The 15,903-nt window shown below is 69.3% G+C and carries 18 protein-coding genes and 4 pseudogenes; 13 read left to right on the plus strand and 9 right to left on the minus strand.

What is annotated here, in order from left to right:
- The coding region (locus MFF54_RS19365; protein WP_238304458.1) for a LysR family transcriptional regulator at positions 1-463 on the minus strand (463 nt) is incomplete at its 3' end.
- A 95-nt stretch (positions 464-558) separates the two neighbouring features.
- On the opposite strand from MFF54_RS19365, the gene MFF54_RS19370 reads away from it, so the two are divergent.
- The gene (locus tag MFF54_RS19370) at positions 559-930 is read left to right on the plus strand and encodes a hypothetical protein (protein WP_238304460.1); all 372 of its coding nucleotides are present in this window, start codon (positions 559-561) and stop codon (positions 928-930) included.
- Positions 931-979: 49 nt separating this feature from the next.
- On the opposite strand, the gene MFF54_RS19375 is transcribed toward MFF54_RS19370, so the two are convergent.
- Positions 980-1,213, minus strand: a complete 234-nt coding sequence (locus tag MFF54_RS19375) for a hypothetical protein (protein WP_238304464.1) — start codon at positions 1,211-1,213, stop codon at positions 980-982.
- A gap of 164 nt (positions 1,214-1,377) precedes the next feature.
- On the opposite strand from MFF54_RS19375, the gene MFF54_RS19380 reads away from it, so the two are divergent.
- On the plus strand, positions 1,378-1,851 hold the full coding sequence (locus MFF54_RS19380) for a nuclear transport factor 2 family protein (protein ID WP_238304466.1): 474 nt from the start codon (positions 1,378-1,380) through the stop codon (positions 1,849-1,851).
- A 7-nt stretch (positions 1,852-1,858) separates the two neighbouring features.
- Positions 1,859-2,431 (plus strand): TetR/AcrR family transcriptional regulator, encoded by a 573-nt coding sequence (locus tag MFF54_RS19385; RefSeq protein ID WP_238304468.1) that lies wholly within the window; start codon positions 1,859-1,861, stop codon positions 2,429-2,431.
- A gap of 7 nt (positions 2,432-2,438) precedes the next feature.
- On the opposite strand, the gene MFF54_RS19390 is transcribed toward MFF54_RS19385, so the two are convergent.
- Positions 2,439-3,674: an amidase gene (locus MFF54_RS19390; protein ID WP_238304565.1), complete on the minus strand. Its 1,236-nt coding sequence runs from the start codon at positions 3,672-3,674 to the stop codon at positions 2,439-2,441.
- Positions 3,675-3,803: 129 nt separating this feature from the next.
- Between MFF54_RS19390 and MFF54_RS19395 the strand changes: the two genes are divergently transcribed.
- The 3 genes from MFF54_RS19395 to MFF54_RS19405 all read left to right on the plus strand — a co-directional run bounded on the left by MFF54_RS19395 (position 3,804) and on the right by MFF54_RS19405 (position 6,248).
- Positions 3,804-4,805 carry an extensin-like domain-containing protein gene (locus tag MFF54_RS19395; protein WP_238304469.1) on the plus strand — a complete coding sequence of 334 codons (1,002 nt, stop codon included), beginning with the start codon at positions 3,804-3,806 and terminating at the stop codon, positions 4,803-4,805.
- Between the two features lie 185 nt (positions 4,806-4,990).
- Positions 4,991-5,482: a hypothetical protein gene (locus MFF54_RS19400; RefSeq protein WP_370880273.1), complete on the plus strand. Its 492-nt coding sequence runs from the start codon at positions 4,991-4,993 to the stop codon at positions 5,480-5,482.
- Positions 5,483-5,522: 40 nt separating this feature from the next.
- Positions 5,523-6,248 carry a ribonuclease T2 family protein gene (locus MFF54_RS19405; RefSeq protein WP_238304471.1) on the plus strand — a complete coding sequence of 242 codons (726 nt, stop codon included), beginning with the start codon at positions 5,523-5,525 and terminating at the stop codon, positions 6,246-6,248.
- Positions 6,249-6,370: 122 nt separating this feature from the next.
- On the opposite strand, the pseudogene MFF54_RS19410 reads toward MFF54_RS19405, so the two are convergent.
- The 4 genes and pseudogenes from MFF54_RS19410 to MFF54_RS19425 all read right to left on the minus strand — a co-directional run.
- Positions 6,371-7,198 (minus strand): annotated as a pseudogene (locus tag MFF54_RS19410) (transposase); the annotation flags it as partial.
- 294 nt (positions 7,199-7,492) lie between these two features.
- Positions 7,493-7,738, minus strand: coding sequence for a hypothetical protein (locus MFF54_RS19415; protein WP_238304473.1), 246 nt, complete (start codon positions 7,736-7,738; stop codon positions 7,493-7,495).
- A 27-nt stretch (positions 7,739-7,765) separates the two neighbouring features.
- Positions 7,766-8,071 (minus strand): annotated as a pseudogene (locus MFF54_RS19420) (hypothetical protein); the annotation flags it as partial.
- A pseudogene (locus MFF54_RS19425) lies at positions 8,022-8,203 on the minus strand (IS3 family transposase); the annotation flags it as partial. The pseudogenes MFF54_RS19425 and MFF54_RS19420, both read right to left, overlap by 50 nt.
- A gap of 100 nt (positions 8,204-8,303) precedes the next feature.
- On the opposite strand from MFF54_RS19425, the gene MFF54_RS19430 reads away from it, so the two are divergent.
- Entirely contained in the window at positions 8,304-9,224 is a 921-nt protein-coding gene (locus tag MFF54_RS19430) for a LysR substrate-binding domain-containing protein (protein ID WP_238304475.1), read from the plus strand.
- A 204-nt stretch (positions 9,225-9,428) separates the two neighbouring features.
- Positions 9,429-9,764, plus strand: a pseudogene (locus MFF54_RS19435) (SDR family NAD(P)-dependent oxidoreductase); the annotation flags it as partial.
- On the opposite strand, the gene MFF54_RS19440 reads toward MFF54_RS19435, so the two are convergent.
- Positions 9,751-9,954, minus strand: coding sequence for a hypothetical protein (locus tag MFF54_RS19440; protein ID WP_238304477.1), 204 nt, complete (start codon positions 9,952-9,954; stop codon positions 9,751-9,753). The pseudogene MFF54_RS19435 and the gene MFF54_RS19440 sit on opposite strands and share 14 nt — an antisense overlap.
- 281 nt (positions 9,955-10,235) lie before the next feature.
- Here MFF54_RS19440 and MFF54_RS19445 point away from each other — a divergent pair, with 281 nt between their 5' ends.
- From MFF54_RS19445 to MFF54_RS19450, 3 genes are all read left to right on the plus strand, one after another.
- Complete coding sequence (locus tag MFF54_RS19445; protein WP_238304479.1) at positions 10,236-10,412, plus strand: hypothetical protein; 177 nt, start codon at positions 10,236-10,238, stop codon at positions 10,410-10,412.
- 121 nt (positions 10,413-10,533) lie between these two features.
- Entirely contained in the window at positions 10,534-10,878 is a 345-nt protein-coding gene (locus tag MFF54_RS27830) for a Rap1a/Tai family immunity protein (RefSeq protein WP_373321207.1), read from the plus strand.
- 212 nt (positions 10,879-11,090) lie between these two features.
- On the plus strand, positions 11,091-12,410 hold the full coding sequence (locus MFF54_RS19450) for a Tad domain-containing protein (RefSeq protein ID WP_238304481.1): 1,320 nt from the start codon (positions 11,091-11,093) through the stop codon (positions 12,408-12,410).
- 256 nt (positions 12,411-12,666) lie between these two features.
- Here MFF54_RS19450 and MFF54_RS19455 read toward each other — a convergent pair whose 3' ends face one another.
- A complete protein-coding gene (locus tag MFF54_RS19455; RefSeq protein WP_238304483.1) occupies positions 12,667-12,957 on the minus strand; it encodes a PilZ domain-containing protein in 291 nt (96 codons plus the stop codon).
- A 281-nt stretch (positions 12,958-13,238) separates the two neighbouring features.
- On the opposite strand from MFF54_RS19455, the gene MFF54_RS19460 reads away from it, so the two are divergent.
- Together MFF54_RS19460 and MFF54_RS19465 are read left to right on the plus strand one after the other, a co-directional pair.
- Positions 13,239-14,084, plus strand: a complete 846-nt coding sequence (locus MFF54_RS19460; protein WP_238304485.1) for a 23S rRNA (adenine(2030)-N(6))-methyltransferase RlmJ — start codon at positions 13,239-13,241, stop codon at positions 14,082-14,084.
- A gap of 155 nt (positions 14,085-14,239) precedes the next feature.
- On the plus strand, positions 14,240-15,850 hold the full coding sequence (locus MFF54_RS19465; RefSeq protein ID WP_238304488.1) for a GGDEF domain-containing protein: 1,611 nt from the start codon (positions 14,240-14,242) through the stop codon (positions 15,848-15,850).
- The last annotated feature ends 53 nt before the right edge of the window (positions 15,851-15,903 follow it).

Below are 15,903 nucleotides of genomic sequence, written 5' to 3' on the forward strand. Positions count from 1 at the left end.
CGAGGTCGATCCGGTCGGTGTCGAGGTCGTCGAGCATCGTGGCCCGGTCGAAGCCGCGGAGCAGCAGACGGACGCCGGGCGCCTCCGCCCGCAGATAGGCGAGCAGGCGCGGCCCCAGCAGCACCTCCGTGCTGTCGGGCAGGCTGATCGTGAACTGGCGGGCGACGGTGGCGGGATCGAACGCCTCTTCCCGCCGCACCAGCGCCTGGACCTGCCGCAGGGCGGTGCGCAGCGGCTCGGCCAGCGCCAGCGCCCGGGGGGTCGGGCGCATGCCCTCGGGCGAGCGGGTGAGCAGCTCGTCGTCGAAGAGGCGGCGCAGGCGCGCCAGCGTCGAGCTCATCGCCGATTGGCCGAGGCCGATCCGCGCCGCCGCGCGCGTGACGCTCCGCTCGGCCAGCAGCGCGTCGAGAGCGACCAGAAGGTTGAGATCGACCCGAGCCAGATCGACATGGTCAATAGTCATTAGCGATGCGATCGGTTTGATCCATGACGCGGCGCAAAATACATCCGCTCCATCACCGGGGCAGCGGCCCCGGCCCCTCAGGAAGGACCGGAACCATGACCGTTCGCAAGATGATCCTCCAGACCGCGCTCGCGGCCACCACCCTCATGGGCGCCGGCGGCGCTGTCGGCGCCGCCGAGATCGGCACGGGCGCTGCCGGCAGCATCGATCTCGGCACGCTCTCGGGCGTCGCCTACTACACCCCGGAGGCGCGGGGCTACCGGGTGGTCGTCACCCTGGCGCCCCGCGCGGCCGCTCCGGCCGTGCGCTTCGAGACGGTGCTCGCGGCCGACCAGAGCGTGACCCTCTCGACGCCCCGCGCGCTCGGCGACGCGACGGACGCGATCGAGATCGCCCGGGTCGGCGACCGCGTGCGGGTGAACGCGCGCCGGGCCGGCACCGTCCGGCAGGCGGCTGCCCTCGACTGAGGCCGGCGCCGCGCCGGCCCGCGCTGCGGCGCGGGCCGGGAGTTCGCTTTCAGTGCTTCTCCTCGGCCGGGCCGTGCTTCTGCGGCCGGTGGCCCTCCTGGCCGGGATTGTTGTGCTTGTGGTGGTCGCGGCTCTCCTGCTGCGAGGCGCTCCGCGGCTCCCGCGGCGGGCTGTTGCGGATCTTCGCGCCGCCGCCCGCCGGCACGTTCGGCCCGTCCTTGTGCTCGATGATGCGCTGCTGCTGGGCGTGGGTCTTGTCGCCGTGCGGCTTCTCGCCGGCCATGCGCGGCCTCCCTCCTGACGGTGCCCCCCTGCCCCGGCAACCGGGGCTCGCACGGCGCCGTTCCGGCGGACAGGGGTTCGGGCGCGGGTGATCATGCCCCGCACCCCATTGACCGGCCCGCACCGGGCCTGTACCGATCGGTACAGAGATTCGCCGAGGTACGGATGTCCGAGAGCCGCCCGCCCCTGCCGCCCTTCACCCGCGAGACGGCGATCCGGAAGGTCCGCGCCGCCGAGGACGGCTGGAACGGGCGCTCGCCCGAGAAGGTCGCCCTGGCCTACACGGCGGACAGCCGCTGGCGGAACCGCCACGAGATCTTCGCGGGACGACCGGCCATCGTTGAGTTCCTCACCCGCAAATGGGCCCACGAGCACGAGTACCGGCTGATCAAGGAACTCTGGGCCTTCACGGAGGACCGGATCGCGGTGCGCTTCGCCTACGAGTTCCACGACGATGCGGGGCAGTGGTTCCGCGCCTACGGCAACGAGAACTGGGCCTTCGATGGCAACGGCCTGATGCGGGAGCGGCACGCCAGCATCAACGACCTGCCGATCGACGCGGGCGAGCGGCTGTTCCGCTGGGACCGCTCCGGGCCGCGGCCGGCGGACCATCCGGGCTTGAGCGACCTCGGGCTCTGAGCACCCGATGGGCGCTGCGGCGAGCCGCGACGATCTCGTCCCGGCGCTCGCCGAGGTGTTCCGGGAGCACGGCTTCGAGGGCGCGAGCCTCGCGCTGATCGGGGCGCGCCTCGGCCTCGGCAAGGGCAGCCTCTACCACCACTTCCCGGGCGGCAAGGAAGAGATGGCGGCCCGCGTCCTCGAGGCGATCGAGGCCTGGTTCGAGGCCGAGATGTTCCGCCCCTTGCGCGAGGATCCGGACCCGGCGCGGGCCGTGCGGGCGATGCTCGCGGCGAGCGACGCCTATTTCCGCTCCGGGCGCCGCGTCTGCCTCGTCGGCGCCTTCGCGCTCGGCGCGGTGCGCGACCGCTTCGCCCGCCGCATCGACGCCTACTTCGCCGCGTGGCGCGACGCCTTGGCCGACGCTCTGACGCGGGCCGGCGCGGAGCCCGCCGCTTCCCGCGATCTCGCCGAGGACGCGGTGACGGCGATCCAGGGCGCGCTCGTCACCGCGAGCGCGCTGCAGGACCCGGAGCTGTTCGGCCGCACCCTGCGAAGGCTCGGGGCACGGCTCGAGGCGGCGATGAAGCCTGCCGCCTGACCCGGCCTCAGCCGCGCGCGAGCGCCCCCTCGATCAGCCGCGCCACGGCGAGGGCCCGGCCGTCGTCGCCGAAGCGGGCGATCACCTGCGCGCCGACCGGCAGGCCGTCGCCCGGCACCGGCACGCTCACGCAGGGCACGCCCATCAGCGTCCAGAGGCGGTTGTAGCGCGGGTCCCCGGTCGAGCCGAGGCCGGCGGGCGCGGGTCCGGCCGCCGAGAAGGTCAGGAGCGCGTCGAAATCCCCGAACAGGTCCTTCAGGGCCCGGCGCGAGCGGTGCGCGCAGCGCCGCGCCGCGTCGTACTCGGCGGCGGTGATCGCCTCCGCCGCATCGAGTTGGCGGCCCATCTTGGCGGGCAGGAGCGGCCGGTGCGCGGCGATCTCCCAGGCGAGCGCCTGGCGGCCCTCGTAATCCTGGATCACCCGGTGCAGCGCCCAGGCCTCGGGCAGCGGATCGGGCAGCGCGACCGCGCTGACCCGGGCCCCCGCGCGCTCGGCGGCGCGGCGGGCGGCCTCCAGGGCCGCTTGCGCCTCCGGCTCCGCCGGGCCCGCGAAGTCCTGCAGCACGAGGCCGATCCGGGGCGCGTCCGGGACCGCGGCGCCGTCGATCTCGGGCCGCCCGGCGAGATGGGCCAGCGCGTAGGAGAGGTCGCGCACGCCCGCGCCGAACAGGCCGAGCGTGTCGAGCGCCCACGAGAAGGTCTTCACGCCCACCGTCGGCAGCAGCCGGAACGAGGGCTTGATCGCCGCGCAGCCGCAGAAGGAGGCCGGCCGGATCACCGAGCCGCCGGTCTGGGTGCCGAGCGCCAGCGGCAGCATCCCGGCTGCGACCGCCGCGGCCGAGCCCGCCGAGGAGCCGCCCGGCGTGCGGCCCGGCGCGTTCGGGTTTCGCGTCTCGGTGGGGTCGATGCTGGCGAACGGTGAGGTCGTGGTCTTGGCGAGCACGCAGGCGCCGAGCGCGCGCAGGCGGCTCACCACGGCGGCATCCGCCCGCGGGCACCAGCCCGCGTAGACGGGCGAGCCCATCTGCGTCGGCAGGTCGGCGGTGTCGATGATGTCCTTCACGCCGAGCGCGATGCCCGCGAACGGTCCCTCGGCGGGGATGGCGGCGTCCGCCGCGAGGGCGGCGAGCGCCCCGACCGTGGGCTCCCGCGCCGCGATGGCTTCCCGGGACAACTGCACGGCCGCCGCGGGGGTGAGCGTGCCGGCCGCGATGCGAGTGCGGATGTCGACGAGCGAGAGCATGGCATACCAGTCCGATCCGGCGGCGGCGCTGTCAACGTCCGCGCGGCGCATGGCGCCCGGAATCCCCGCCTCGCACGCGCCCCGCATCGTTGACGAAGGCTTTACGGACTCGTGCGCATCGTCCCGATCATGTGGCGTAGCGTTCTCGCGTTCTCCGCCCTTGCGCTCGCGGGCGCGGGGCTCACCGGCTGTGCGCTCAACAAGTTCGAGCGCCGCGACCCCTGGCGCGACCAGGCGGAGCAGATGTGCCTGTCCCGCAAGCTCGTGACGACGACCGAGTTCGTCACCCCCGCCAAGGAGATCGACGGGCCCGGCCCCTGCGGCATGCAGCAGCCCTTCCGGGTGACGCGGCTCGGCAACGGCACGGTGGCGCTCAAGCAGCGCATGACGCTGGCCTGCCCGGCGCTCTCCGAGGCGGAGGCCTGGCTCGCTGACACGATCCAGCCCGCCGCCGAGCTCTATTTCGGCCAGCCGGTCGCCGAGATCAACGCGGGCGCCTATGCCTGCCGCGGGCGCAACAACCAGCCGGGCGCCAAGCTCTCGGAGCACTCTTTCGGCAACGCCGTCGACATCATGTCCTTCAAGCTGGCGGACGGCTACGTCATCACCGTGAAGGGCGGCTGGCGCGGCACCGAGGCCGAGCAGGGTTTTCTGCGCGAGGTCTTCCTGGGCGCCTGCCAGCGCTTCACCACGGTGCTGGCACCGGGCTCGAACGTGTTCCACTACGACCACATCCACGTGGACCTCGCCCGGCACGACCCGCGCGGGCTGCGGCGCATCTGCCAGCCGCTGATCAAGTTCACGCCGCAGCTCGGGGCCGAGGGCCGGCGCCTCACCCGCCCCCTCCCCCCGCCGCGCCAGCCCGCCCCGCCCCAGGCGCCGGTCGATGTGGAGGAGGACGATCCCTACGGCCTCACGCCGATGTCGCAGGGCCGCGGCCCGAACCCGGTCGCCCGCGCCCCGGCCCACCACCCGGCGCCCGCCGCCTACGCGTCGGCCCCGCCGCAGCGCCCGCTCGCGCCCCGGGCACCCGCGCCGCGCACCGCGACCGCCCTGCCCGACGCGACGCTCGACGACGACGCGCCGCTCTCGCTCAGCCCGCCCGGCCTGTCGCCCGGACCGCTCTACTGAGGGCTGCGCCTGCAACCGGGGGTGTCACCCACCGGACGCAGGCGGCGCGAAACGATGGGCGCGGCGGCTCGGATCGGGGCCGGACAGCTTGACTTGAGCGCCCCCGCGGCCATCGTCGCCGGATGCAGGACACCCAGCGGACCAGGCGGCCCGCGTCGCCCAGGCACTCGCTCAGGAACGCGCCCATGACAGCCTTCACCTCCTCGCGGATGTGCTCCTCGCGGATGCGCGCCGCCCTCGGGGCCGGCCTCGTGCTGATCGCGGCCGCCCAGCCGGCGCTCGCCCGCTCGGCCCGCGAGGAGATCGAGCCGGCGGAGGAGCGCACCTTCCCGTTCAACGCCGACATCCCGGGCTGCCAGGATCCGAGCGTGCTGGAGAAGGTCTCGAGCCGCTTCGCCGAGAAGGAGGCCAAGTTCTGGAACTCCTCGCTCACGATCGTGGCGATCGACCGGATCGAGCGGACCGCCTGGCGGCCCTGGGGCCTCGACTTCTACCCCCGCCGCTTCTGCTCGGCGACCGCCACGACCTCGGACGGGGTGCGCCGCAAGATCGACTACTCGGTGCGCGAGAGTCTGGGCCTCCTCGGCGACCAGTGGGGCGTGGAGTTCTGCGTCCACGGGCTCGACCGCGACCTCGCCTACGCCTACGCCACCGCCTGCCGGATGGCGCGGCCCTGACGGAGCCGGCACGGCGCTTCGACCTCCGGGGGGACGGGTCATGCGGGACGGCCAGGGAAGCGACACGGCGAACCGCGGAGGGCGCGGCCTGAGGCGGCGCATCGCGGCGGGACTCGCCGCGGCGCTCCTCCCGGCGCTCGTCGCGACGACGGGCGCGGGCGCGCAGGATGTCGGCGGCTTCCGGGGCGGCGACCGGCCGGGCGCCTTCGACTTCTACGTTCTCGCCCTGTCCTGGTCGCCGACCTATTGCGGGACCGCCGCCCGGCCGGACCCGCGCCAGTGCGCGCCCGGGCGCGACCTCGGCTTCGTCGTGCACGGGCTCTGGCCGCAATACGCGCGCGGCTACCCGCAGAACTGCTCGGCGGTGGAGCGCGCGCCCACCCGGCAGGCCATGGAGATCGCCGGCGAGGTCTTCCCGAGCGAAGGTCTCGCCCGCTACGAGTGGCGCAAGCACGGCACCTGCTCGGGCCTCGACCCGGCCGCCTATTTCCGCGCGACCCGCGAGGCCCGCGCCGCCGTGACGATCCCGGAGGAGCTCCGGGGCGGCGGCCCGGACCGGCGCCTCGCCCCGATCGAGATCGCCCGCCTGTTCGTCGCGGCCAATCGCGGCCTGCGGCCCGACATGATGCAGGTCGCCTGCGCGCGCGATGCGCTGCAGGAGGTGCGCATCTGCCTCTCGAAGGACCTGCGCGGCTTCACCCCCTGCCCCGACCTCGCCCGCCAGAACTGCCGCGCCCGCGAGGTGACGGTGGGAGCGGCGCGCTAGGATCGAAGCGTCATCGGCGTGACGGTGCGATGGGCTGCTCCCGACCGAGGCTGTGTGAGAACGTGGTTTTGGCCGACGCGGCAGATCGGTGAGCCTTACGAGCGAACCTGCACGGACGGGGTTCAGGCTCGGAGCGCCGTGATCAGCACTCCAACCCCCAATATCTGGATCATTATCTGGATCATCCGCTTCATGTCGTAGGCCAGAACCTGCAAGCTCATCTCTGTTCTGACCTTCGCCAGTGTGCGGGTCAGGAAGTGCGTCGCCCCCATCCAGGCCGTCAGCGTATCGAACGGATGCTCCACGGTCTGGCGACGGATCATCATCGCCTCCGGCATCCGATCGAGCCGCTCCTGCATCGCATCGAGCACGCCCTCATGCACCCAGCGCTTGATCCGCCGCGTCTTCGCAGGCTTGCAGCGGGGTTTGAGCGCACAACTCGAGCAAGCCGTCGGATGACTGTAAGGGTCCATGGCATCATCTTCGGACCGGCGGTCGGACCGGGCAGCCCCCTTGGGCAACTGCTGGCCGGCGGGGCAGGTGTCGTGATCCTTCTCGGCGTCTTAGACGAAGTCTTGTCCTGTGAGGAGACCTCGTTTGACGTGGTTCGAGGTGAGGGTCTCGGGCACGCACGGCAGGAGGCCCATGCCCTCACACGCCAGGACTTGATCACCGTTGAGATAGTCCCGGTCGGCCAGCACCGTGAGCGTGGCGCATCCCGTCGCCTCTTGGGCCAGGAGCCCCATCGGGACGAGTTGGGCGCCGTCGCTGCCGACGTTGGTCACGGTGTGGGCGACGATCAGATGATGCTCGGCATCGACCGCCGTCTGAACGTTATAGCCAACGACCCCGGTTCCCTTACCGTGGGTCGCCATCGAGCGAGCATCGGGATCCGTCAACGAGACTTGCTGGTCGGGGGGCCGCCTCGACCTGCTACGCATCGCCTGCAGGTGGAAAGGAGCGGCCGGCCTCAACGCTTCCGGCTGGTCCCCTCGCGCATCCTACTCAGCCAGGGACCGTGACATGCGGACAGGCCTCGATTTCGGCGCGCTTCAGACGGCCGAGGCGGACGGCGAGCTCCTGCCTACGCCTGGCATTGTGGTTGGCGAGTGCGGCGTCAACCGATCCTTCGAGACGCATGGTCCACCGCGGGATGCCCGCGATGTTCTGATCCTTTATCACGGCGGAGGTGCCAACAGACGGGCAGGCTACGGTGCTTAGATTAGCGGCGGCTGACCGCCACCTCAGGCCGGCTTGCCCTTCTTGCTGGTCAGTTGGCTGCGGTCGGTCGGCTGCTCGTTGCCAATCTCCGGGTCGCTGATAGGGCCTGTGTCCGGCACTGCGCCCTGCTGCGCATCCTTGTCCGCGCTGCCGCCCAGGTTGAAGCCAGGCCTGTCCTCGCCTTTGGGCGAGGGCTGGCCTGGCGCCTTCAGGTCGGCGCGCTCCACAGGCACCTTCGGCTCGGTCCCGGCCTGCTTGTCCTCTGCCATGGTCGCGGTCTCCCGCGGGCTCGCTCAGGTCCGCGCATGCTGCTCGATGAAGGCGAAAGTCACTTGGGCATCTCCGCGAAGATGCCGATGGCTTCTTTTTAGTACGTCGCGCTTCATGCGCGTGCGGTCGAGCTCACGCAGCAACCAGGCAATCTCGGCGGCCTGATCGGACGGGGACGCGACCGGGCTTGGTGGCGCAATCCCCGTCGATCCTGCCGGTCGCGGTCGGGGCGCCACCGCGTTCAGCGTGGCACGCCACGACCGCAACATCGAGGGCTGGATCCCGAGCTCCGTCGGTCTGGAGGGCGCCGCACTCCTTGCGCCAGCGGTCATAGCTCTGCTCGGAGACCTCCGCCTCAGCTGAGCCAGCGCCAAGCTCTTGCCCTGGGCCGTCTGCACCTCGATCCGCCGCAGCTTCAGGACGACCTGTTCCGTGCTCGTCTTCTGACCCCGCCAGAGGACCAAAGATAGCCGGCCACGTCAGTCCATTTCTACAAAAAATTAGAATTTTCCCGTAGGATGTAGTTAGTTAGACATATGTTTCCTACTTTCTAAAAGGCAATTGATGCGCTATTCGATCTCACTTTCAGCCTTCCATATCTTCGAGGCCGCGGCCCGTAAATGCTCTTTCAAAGCGGCCGCGAGCGAGTTGAGCCTGTCGACAAGCGCGATCAGTCACGCGATCCGCAAGATGGAAGAGGGTGTCGGGGTTCCGTTATTCGAGCGCACAGGCCAGGGCGTCCGTCTGACCTCGTCTGGCGAGATCCTACTCGAACATGCGAGCCGTGCATTCGAGGCGCTCGATAGCGGTCTGGACCTCGTGATGAGCCGCAGTTCCCAGCTCTTGCGCCTGCACTGCGCGCCGAGCTTTGCTGCGCAGTGGCTCACGCCGCGTCTGGCTCGATTTCTCAGCGAGCATCCTGGGATCGAGGTCCGCCTCGCGGCCGGCATGGACTACGCCCGTTTCACGAACGACGATTTCGACGCGGACATCGTCTACGGGGCGCCACGGGGTGACGGCCTTGTGCGCATGGGCCTCGGCGAGGAAATCGTGACCCCGCTCTGCGATCGGACCCGAGCCCGCACGATCCGCTCGATCACGGACCTGCTCGGACAGACGCTCATTCAAAGCGACAACAAGCAGCTGCGCTGGCCGCACTGGTTCGAGGCCAACGGACTCGCGCCTCCGCCGGCCGCGGGCCTGCGCTTCGACCGTAGTTTCCTGGCTCTCGCCGCTGCGGCCGACGGATTGGGCGTCGCGCTCGAATCGACCCGGCTCGCGGAGCGGGAAATCGCCGCCGGACGGCTCGTCGCTCCGCTCGCCGGTCATGCGCGCGAGCTTCGCTACGTCGGTCATCACTTGGTCTTTCCGATCGCCGCGCGCCGTCGCGCGCCCCTGCGGGCCTTCGCGCGATGGCTCGCGGCCGAACTCTCGATCCCGATCGATCCGATCCTCGACGGCCAAGCATCCCCCCAGCAAAGATGAATATGTTTCAACTGCGGTTGCAGCTTATGCGTTTGTCAGCGCGGTCTGACTTGGCGCATCTTGGGTTCAACAGAAACGGGAAGGACGATTTCTCTGCAGCCTTTAGTTGATGACGGCGGAGTTGAATCCGTTTCATGAGCAGAGATCGATCCTCCCGACGAAACGATGCGGCCGGACGCCTCCGGCTGCCGGGAGGACATCGCAATGCTTCTGAGGGACAAGGTCTGTGTGATCACGGGCGCGGCCTCCGCGCGCGGGATCGGTAAGGCGACGGCCCGCCGCTTCGCCGCCCATGGCGCGTGCATCGTCATCCTCGATCTCAATGCCGGCCAGGCCGAAGCGGCTGCCCGGGAGATCGGGCCCGGGCATCTCGGGCTCGCCTGCGACGTCACCGACCGCGCAGCCTGCCAGATCGCCGCTGGCGAGATCGTGGCACAGGTCGGCCGCATCGACGTCCTCGTCAACAATGCCGGCATTACCCAGCCGCTGAAGCTGATGCAGATCGAGGCGGCCAACTACGACGCCGTCACCGACGTGAACCCGCACCATGATTGAACAGGACGGCCGTCAGGAACACGGCGGGGAAGTAGAAGAAGAACGGGTAGGCCTGCAGCGAGGGCCAGGCCCATCGGCCGGCACCGTAGGCAAGGCTGACAATCACAACGGCTGCCAGATAGCCGATCCAGCGCGGCCGCTGGCGCAGCATCTGGTGGGTGATGAGCCTCCACATGGTTATCGCGCTGGAACTCCCGACGCGCCCGCATGCCAGCATCCAAGCTAGACTGCTGGGAGCATGAGGGGAATAGTTCGATACCGCACCAAAGCCGGGCATGCTCGAAGAGCTGGCAACCTTGTGCTCGAAACGGACACCTGCGGCATGCCCGATCGGCCCACGGCCTGCATCATCAGGCGGGGCACCAACGCTCACGCAACCGTGAGGTGTGGTGTTTACTGTGCAAACAGGAATCCTCCCGTATGCGCGGTCCTATGAATGACGAGAGCGGAACGCCCTTGGCCATCGCCGTGAGAGCGCTCGCGGACGTCAAGCTCATAGACGGTGGTGATAGCGTCGATGTTCGCTTCACTGCGGCTGACGGCCGAATGGTTGCTGTGCTCATCCCGAGGAAGGCGTTCGCCGAGCTGCAGGCGGCGGTGCTTCAGGACTCCGAGACTAAGACCCGACGTTGACCAGGCCTTCCGGTGCTCAGCCGAATTCATTTGCCGTCCAAACAGGAAAGCGCACATGAGCTGGTGCCGCTTGCACGCAAGACCGCTTCGCGCAGCATTTGGCGGTATGTTACTCCTTGGTATGCTGAGCGTACCCGTTCAGGCTGCACCCGAGGGTGAAACCTCGGCAGATATCATCGAGGGATGCAATCAGTTCATCAAGTTCTCTCGCAAAGGCACGCCTCCGAGGGATGCGGACAAGCTGCGCCGCGTCGGTGAATGCATCGGTGCTGTGCGAACCACGCTTGCGTTCGTTGTTAGAGACGATGCTGTCTGCCCACCTCCTCATGCAAAGCTCGTAGACGCGGCAATCATTTTCTCCCTTCATATCCTGCAGCATCCCGAGGAGCTCAGGGAGAACTATGTCGTAGTCATCCAGAGCGCGCTGGTCGGCGCTTGGCCCTGCCGGCCTTCGAAATCCTTGTGAATGGAGCCACGCTTCGCAAGCGCGTTAAGGAGACACTTTGCTAGTCGCTTTAAGAGCTTGTGCATAGCCCTGCGATTAGCCTGATGGCAAAGCCGGAACGGCGAGGACCAACCGAGATGTTTGAATCTGGCCCGCAAGCGAGCCGTAGGCAGGCGGTGCCGACAGCCCTCGTCAGATACTGTCGCGCCCTGGGCAAGGATCGTCGCGGCGGAGTGGCTCTCATCTTCGGCCTCAGCGCGACGGTTATAATCGGCCTCGTAGGCGGCGGCGTCGACTATGCTCGCCTCACCTATCGCAAGTCTCAGCTTCAGAGTGCGGTTGATCGCGGCGTGATCGCGGGCGGTAACGCCTTGAAGCTGGCAGCCTCTAACCTCGACTCAGTCCGCGGCGTGACCGAGCAGACGATCCGCGATGCGGCTCGACCCGCGCCTGATCGACCGTTCACGCTGTCCATCGAAGTGCCGCCGGAGAAGACCAGCGTGTTCGCCCGCGCTGAGGAGACGGTCCGTTTCAGCTTTGGTGCTCTCGTAGGTCTGAGCTCCACCACCGTCGCCGCCCAGGCGCGGGTCAATGTCGTGGGCAAGCTGCGTCTGTGTATGCTCACGCTAGATGCTGCAGCGCCAGGCGCCTTCTATTTGAAGAAGGAGGCGCAGGTCACCGCCAATAACTGCTCGCTCTACTCGAACTCGACCAGTCCGACCGGCATGGTGGGTGGTGACAGCGCGATTGCCCGGGCAGACACAATCTGCTCGGCCGGTGGCTACCTCGGCCTGCGCGCGAACTTCGCGCCGACGCCTCAGACCGGCTGCCCAGTGATCGAGGACCCGCTGAAAGGCCGCGCAAATCCGGCGGTCGGTGCCTGCGCGACGCTACCCTTCCCCTTCAACCTATTGCCGATCACGAAGACGCCGACGATCGACCAGAGCGTCACGCTGGAACCGGGCACCTACTGCGCCGGCTTGCAGATCAAGAAGAACGCTGTGGTGACACTGAAGCCCGGCATCTATGTTTTCAAGGACGGTCCGCTGATCGTCAAGGACAAGGCATCCCTGACCGGAGAGGGTGTCGGCTTATACTTCGCTGGCGACAAGGCCGGCCTACTCTTCGACAAGGATACAACCATCAAGCTGACGGCGCCTACGACAGGTGAAATGGCAGGCCTGCTCATGGCGGAGCAGACTGCGGTGGCTAACCCTCTCGATCCTGCCTTGTTGGCCAACGCAACCGACTACGGTGTCGGCATCCCGCCGACGCCGCTTCCGCTCGGTCAGACGAAGCCGATGCGGATCTATCGGATCATCAGCAACAATGCCCGCACCATGCTCGGCACCATTTATCTGCCCTCTGGACGGCTCGTGATCGACGCGACGCAGCCGGTGGCGGATCAGTCAGCCTACACAGTGGTGGTGGCCCAGCAGGTCAACCTCTACGAGGGCCCGAACCTCTACCTGAACGCGAACTACGACCAGACGAGCGTGCCGGTGCCCAAGGGCGTCGGGCCGCTCTCGGGCAAGCTACTCCTGACAAACTGAGGTCGGGTTCCCGCGTGAACCTGTCGCCCTACCTGCGATGAAGGCATAGGGGGCTACGAAGTGTCCGACGACGCGCCGGTCGCCAGTCTCATTGCACAGACGCATTTACTGGAGCGGATGGCAGGCTCGATCTGCTCTGCCGCACTGGTTTGCCGCACAAAGGGAGCCGATAGCGCGGAACAGTCGCTCTGGCGAATGGCGCGCAAGCATCGCATTCAAGCACTGCTTGCCCGTGGAAAAGCGGCCGCTCAGTCGGTCAGGTGATCAGCGTGAGCGGCTCGGAGGAGGGGCTGCTTCGGTCCATGAATTCCAAGCCGGCCTTGCGCCCTTGCTGCCAGACACGTCGGCAGGAGCGGTGGATGTTCAGGGCCGGCAGGTGGAGCCTGATCACACTTGGTACGGTCGAGTCCGGGTCAAGCTCGACCATGACGCCGCCTTGCGACACATTCCAAACGAGGCAGTCCCAGCAGACCGCATCGTCGCGGCTGACGAGAGTGCCGATCTTCAGGCAATCTTTTCGAGGGGATTGCCGTCTCTCGCTCCGCATCAACACCTCCGGGTATCCTCAGCCTCTCATACGGGAGTGACTCCGGGAGGGTGTGAGCTTTGCTGCAGCTCTTTCCTGTGCTGGTTAGCAAGGCGTTTCCGGTCCGCTGTCGTAGGGGAAGCAGCGGTTCGCACGAGTCTGAACAGAGGTCCGCCACCCACTCCGAGCGGCCGTTGCAGGGCGGCACCGGCCGAAAGTCACTCCTCTGCGGAGCGCGCAGGCGTCGGAACGGGCGCCGGTCCCGATTGCCACCCGGTCCGGAACCCCTCTATGGGCGGACGATGAATTACCGGCACGCCTTCCACGCGGGGAATTTCTGCGACGTCCTCAAGCACCTCGTCCTCGTGCGGGTGCTGGCGCATCTCAGCCTGAAGCCCACCGCCTTCCGGGCGATCGACGCCTTCGCGGGGATTGGCCTCTACGACCTCGACGCCGACGAGGCCGCCCGCACGGGCGAGTGGCACGACGGCTGGGGCCGGCTCGAGGCGCCCTTCGAGGCGCCCGTCGAGGCGCTGCTCGCGCCCTACCGGGAGGCCGTGGCGGCCGTGCGGGTGCGCCACGGGGCCACGGCCTATCCGGGCTCGCCCGCCCTGATCCGCGAGGCGCTGCGCGCGGGCGACAAGGGCGTGTTCGTCGAGCTGCACCCTGTCGACCACGAGACCCTGCGGGCGCGCTACGCCCGCGACGCCCGCACCAAGGTGCTGCACCTCGACGGCTGGACCGCCCTCAACGCGATGATCCCACCGCCGGAGCGGCGCGGCCTCGTGCTGATCGACCCGCCCTTCGAGGTGCCGGGCGAGGTCGAGCGCCTCGGCGTGCATCTGGCCAAGGCCGTGGCCAAGTGGCCGACCGGGATCTTCCTGGCGTGGTACCCGATCAAGGACGCGGCGGCGGTGGAGCGGATGGCCGCCGCCCTCGACCGGGACCTGAGCCGGCCGGCGCTGCGCCTCGACCTCGTGGTCGACCCGCCCGATCCCGCCCGCCTCACCGGCACCGGGATGATCGTGGTCAATCCGCCCTGGCGGCTGGCCGAGGAGGCCGCCCTGTTCCTGCCCGCGCTCGCCGGGCGCCTCGCCCGCGACGCCTACGGCGCCTTCCGCTGCGACCCGCTCGGGCCGCGCGCGTGAGCGCGACGGCGAGATCTGCGCTGTTCTCGGGGCCGCGCCGGAGGCAGGCCGAAAGACCGGAATACAGGGGTTTTGACGGCTCTTTTTAAAGCGTTGTCAGTGTTTCCGGAAGATATTCCGTCCGACACGGAACCGGTCCCGGGGAGCCGCCAACGATGACCGCGCCGCGCCGCCCCGCAGGGCCGCTCCGCTTGCCCCGGCTCTGGACCGCCCTCGGCATCCTGGCGCCGGTCGGCATGCTCATCGTCTCCGGCCTCATCCTGCTCGACCTGCGGCGGGACGCCTGGGAGAAGGCCGAGCAGACCTCCCGCAACCTCATCCAGGTGATCGAGCGCGACGTGGCGCGCAACGTCGAGATCATCGACCTCTCGCTGCAGGCGATCGTCGACAACCTGAAGGCGCCGGCCCTGGCGCAGGCCAGCCGCGAGCTGCGCCAGCTCGTCCTGTTCGACCGGGTGGTCAACGCGAAAGATGTCGGCGTGGTCCTCGTCCTCGACGAGCACGGCGACAGCATCATGGACGCCGCCTCCCTGACGGCACGCCATACCAACAACGCCGATCGGACCTACTTCAAGGCGCACGCGGCCCGCTCCGATCTCGGGCTCTACATCAGCCACCCGATCGTCTCGCGCCTGACCGGAGCGCCCATCGTCGTGCTCAGCCGCCGGATCAGCAAGCCGGACGGCTCCTTCGGCGGCGTGGCCCTCGCCAGCCTGTCGCTCTCCTATTTCAGCCGCCTGTTCGAGCGGATCGATCTGGGGCACCGGGGCACGATCAACCTCTTCCACCGCGACGGCACGCGCATCGTGCGCTATCCGACCCCCGACCCGATCGCCTCCGCCCCGCCCCCGAACTTCGCCGGCACACCGAACTTCGCGCGCTTCCTGCGCCAGGCGCGGGGCACCTTCGTCGGCACGACCCACAGCGACGGCGTGGAGCGGCACTACACCTTCGTCCAGTTCGAGGATCTGCCGCTCGTCCTCAACGTCGCCGTGGCGACCGAGGTGATCGACGCCGAGTGGCGCCGGAAGGCCCTCGTGCTCGGGGGCATCCTGCTCGCCCTCTGCGGGCTCACGGCCGGCCTCGCGCTCCTGTTCGGGCGGGAGCTGCGCCGCCGCGCGGCGATCGAGACTGAGCTCGCCGCCCTGTCCCGCACCGACGTCCTCACGGGCCTTGCCAACCGCCGCCGCTTCGACGAGGCGCTCGGCGCGGCCTGCGAGCGGGCGCACCGCACCGGGCGGCCGTTCTGCCTCCTGATCGTCGATGCCGATCACTTCAAGCGCTACAACGACCGCTACGGCCACGCGGTCGGCGACACAGTGCTAAAGGGCTTGGCGCAGAGCCTGTCGGCGAGCGTCCGCCGGCCGGACGATCTCGTGGCCCGCATCGGCGGCGAGGAATTCGCCGTCCTCCTGCCCGAGACCGACGCGGCGGGCGCAGCCCGCATCGCCGAGAAGATCCACGCGGAGGTGGCCGGACTGGTCTTCGCGGGTGCCCGCGAGGGGATCGGCGAAAGGACCGGCGCAGGGACCAGCGAAGTGACCGGCGAAGGGACTTGGATGCCGGCGGGGGCGGTCCGGGTCAGCATCGGCCTCGCCTGCGCCGCGCCGGGCACCGCGGCCGACGACCTCTACCGGCTCGCGGACGAGGCGCTCTACGACGCGAAGAAAGCCGGGCGGAACCGGACCTGCTGCGCCCCGATGCCGGAAGCTTTCGAGCCGCCGGCCGCCCGCGGACGCGCCGCCCTGCGGCTGGTCGGATCGTAGCGGGCGCACCGAGCCCGGCGCCCGGGACGCATCTGCCCCACGCCGGCCGCGCG

The organism is Methylobacterium gregans, from assembly GCF_022179245.1.
Taxonomy (GTDB): domain Bacteria; phylum Pseudomonadota; class Alphaproteobacteria; order Rhizobiales; family Beijerinckiaceae; genus Methylobacterium; species Methylobacterium gregans.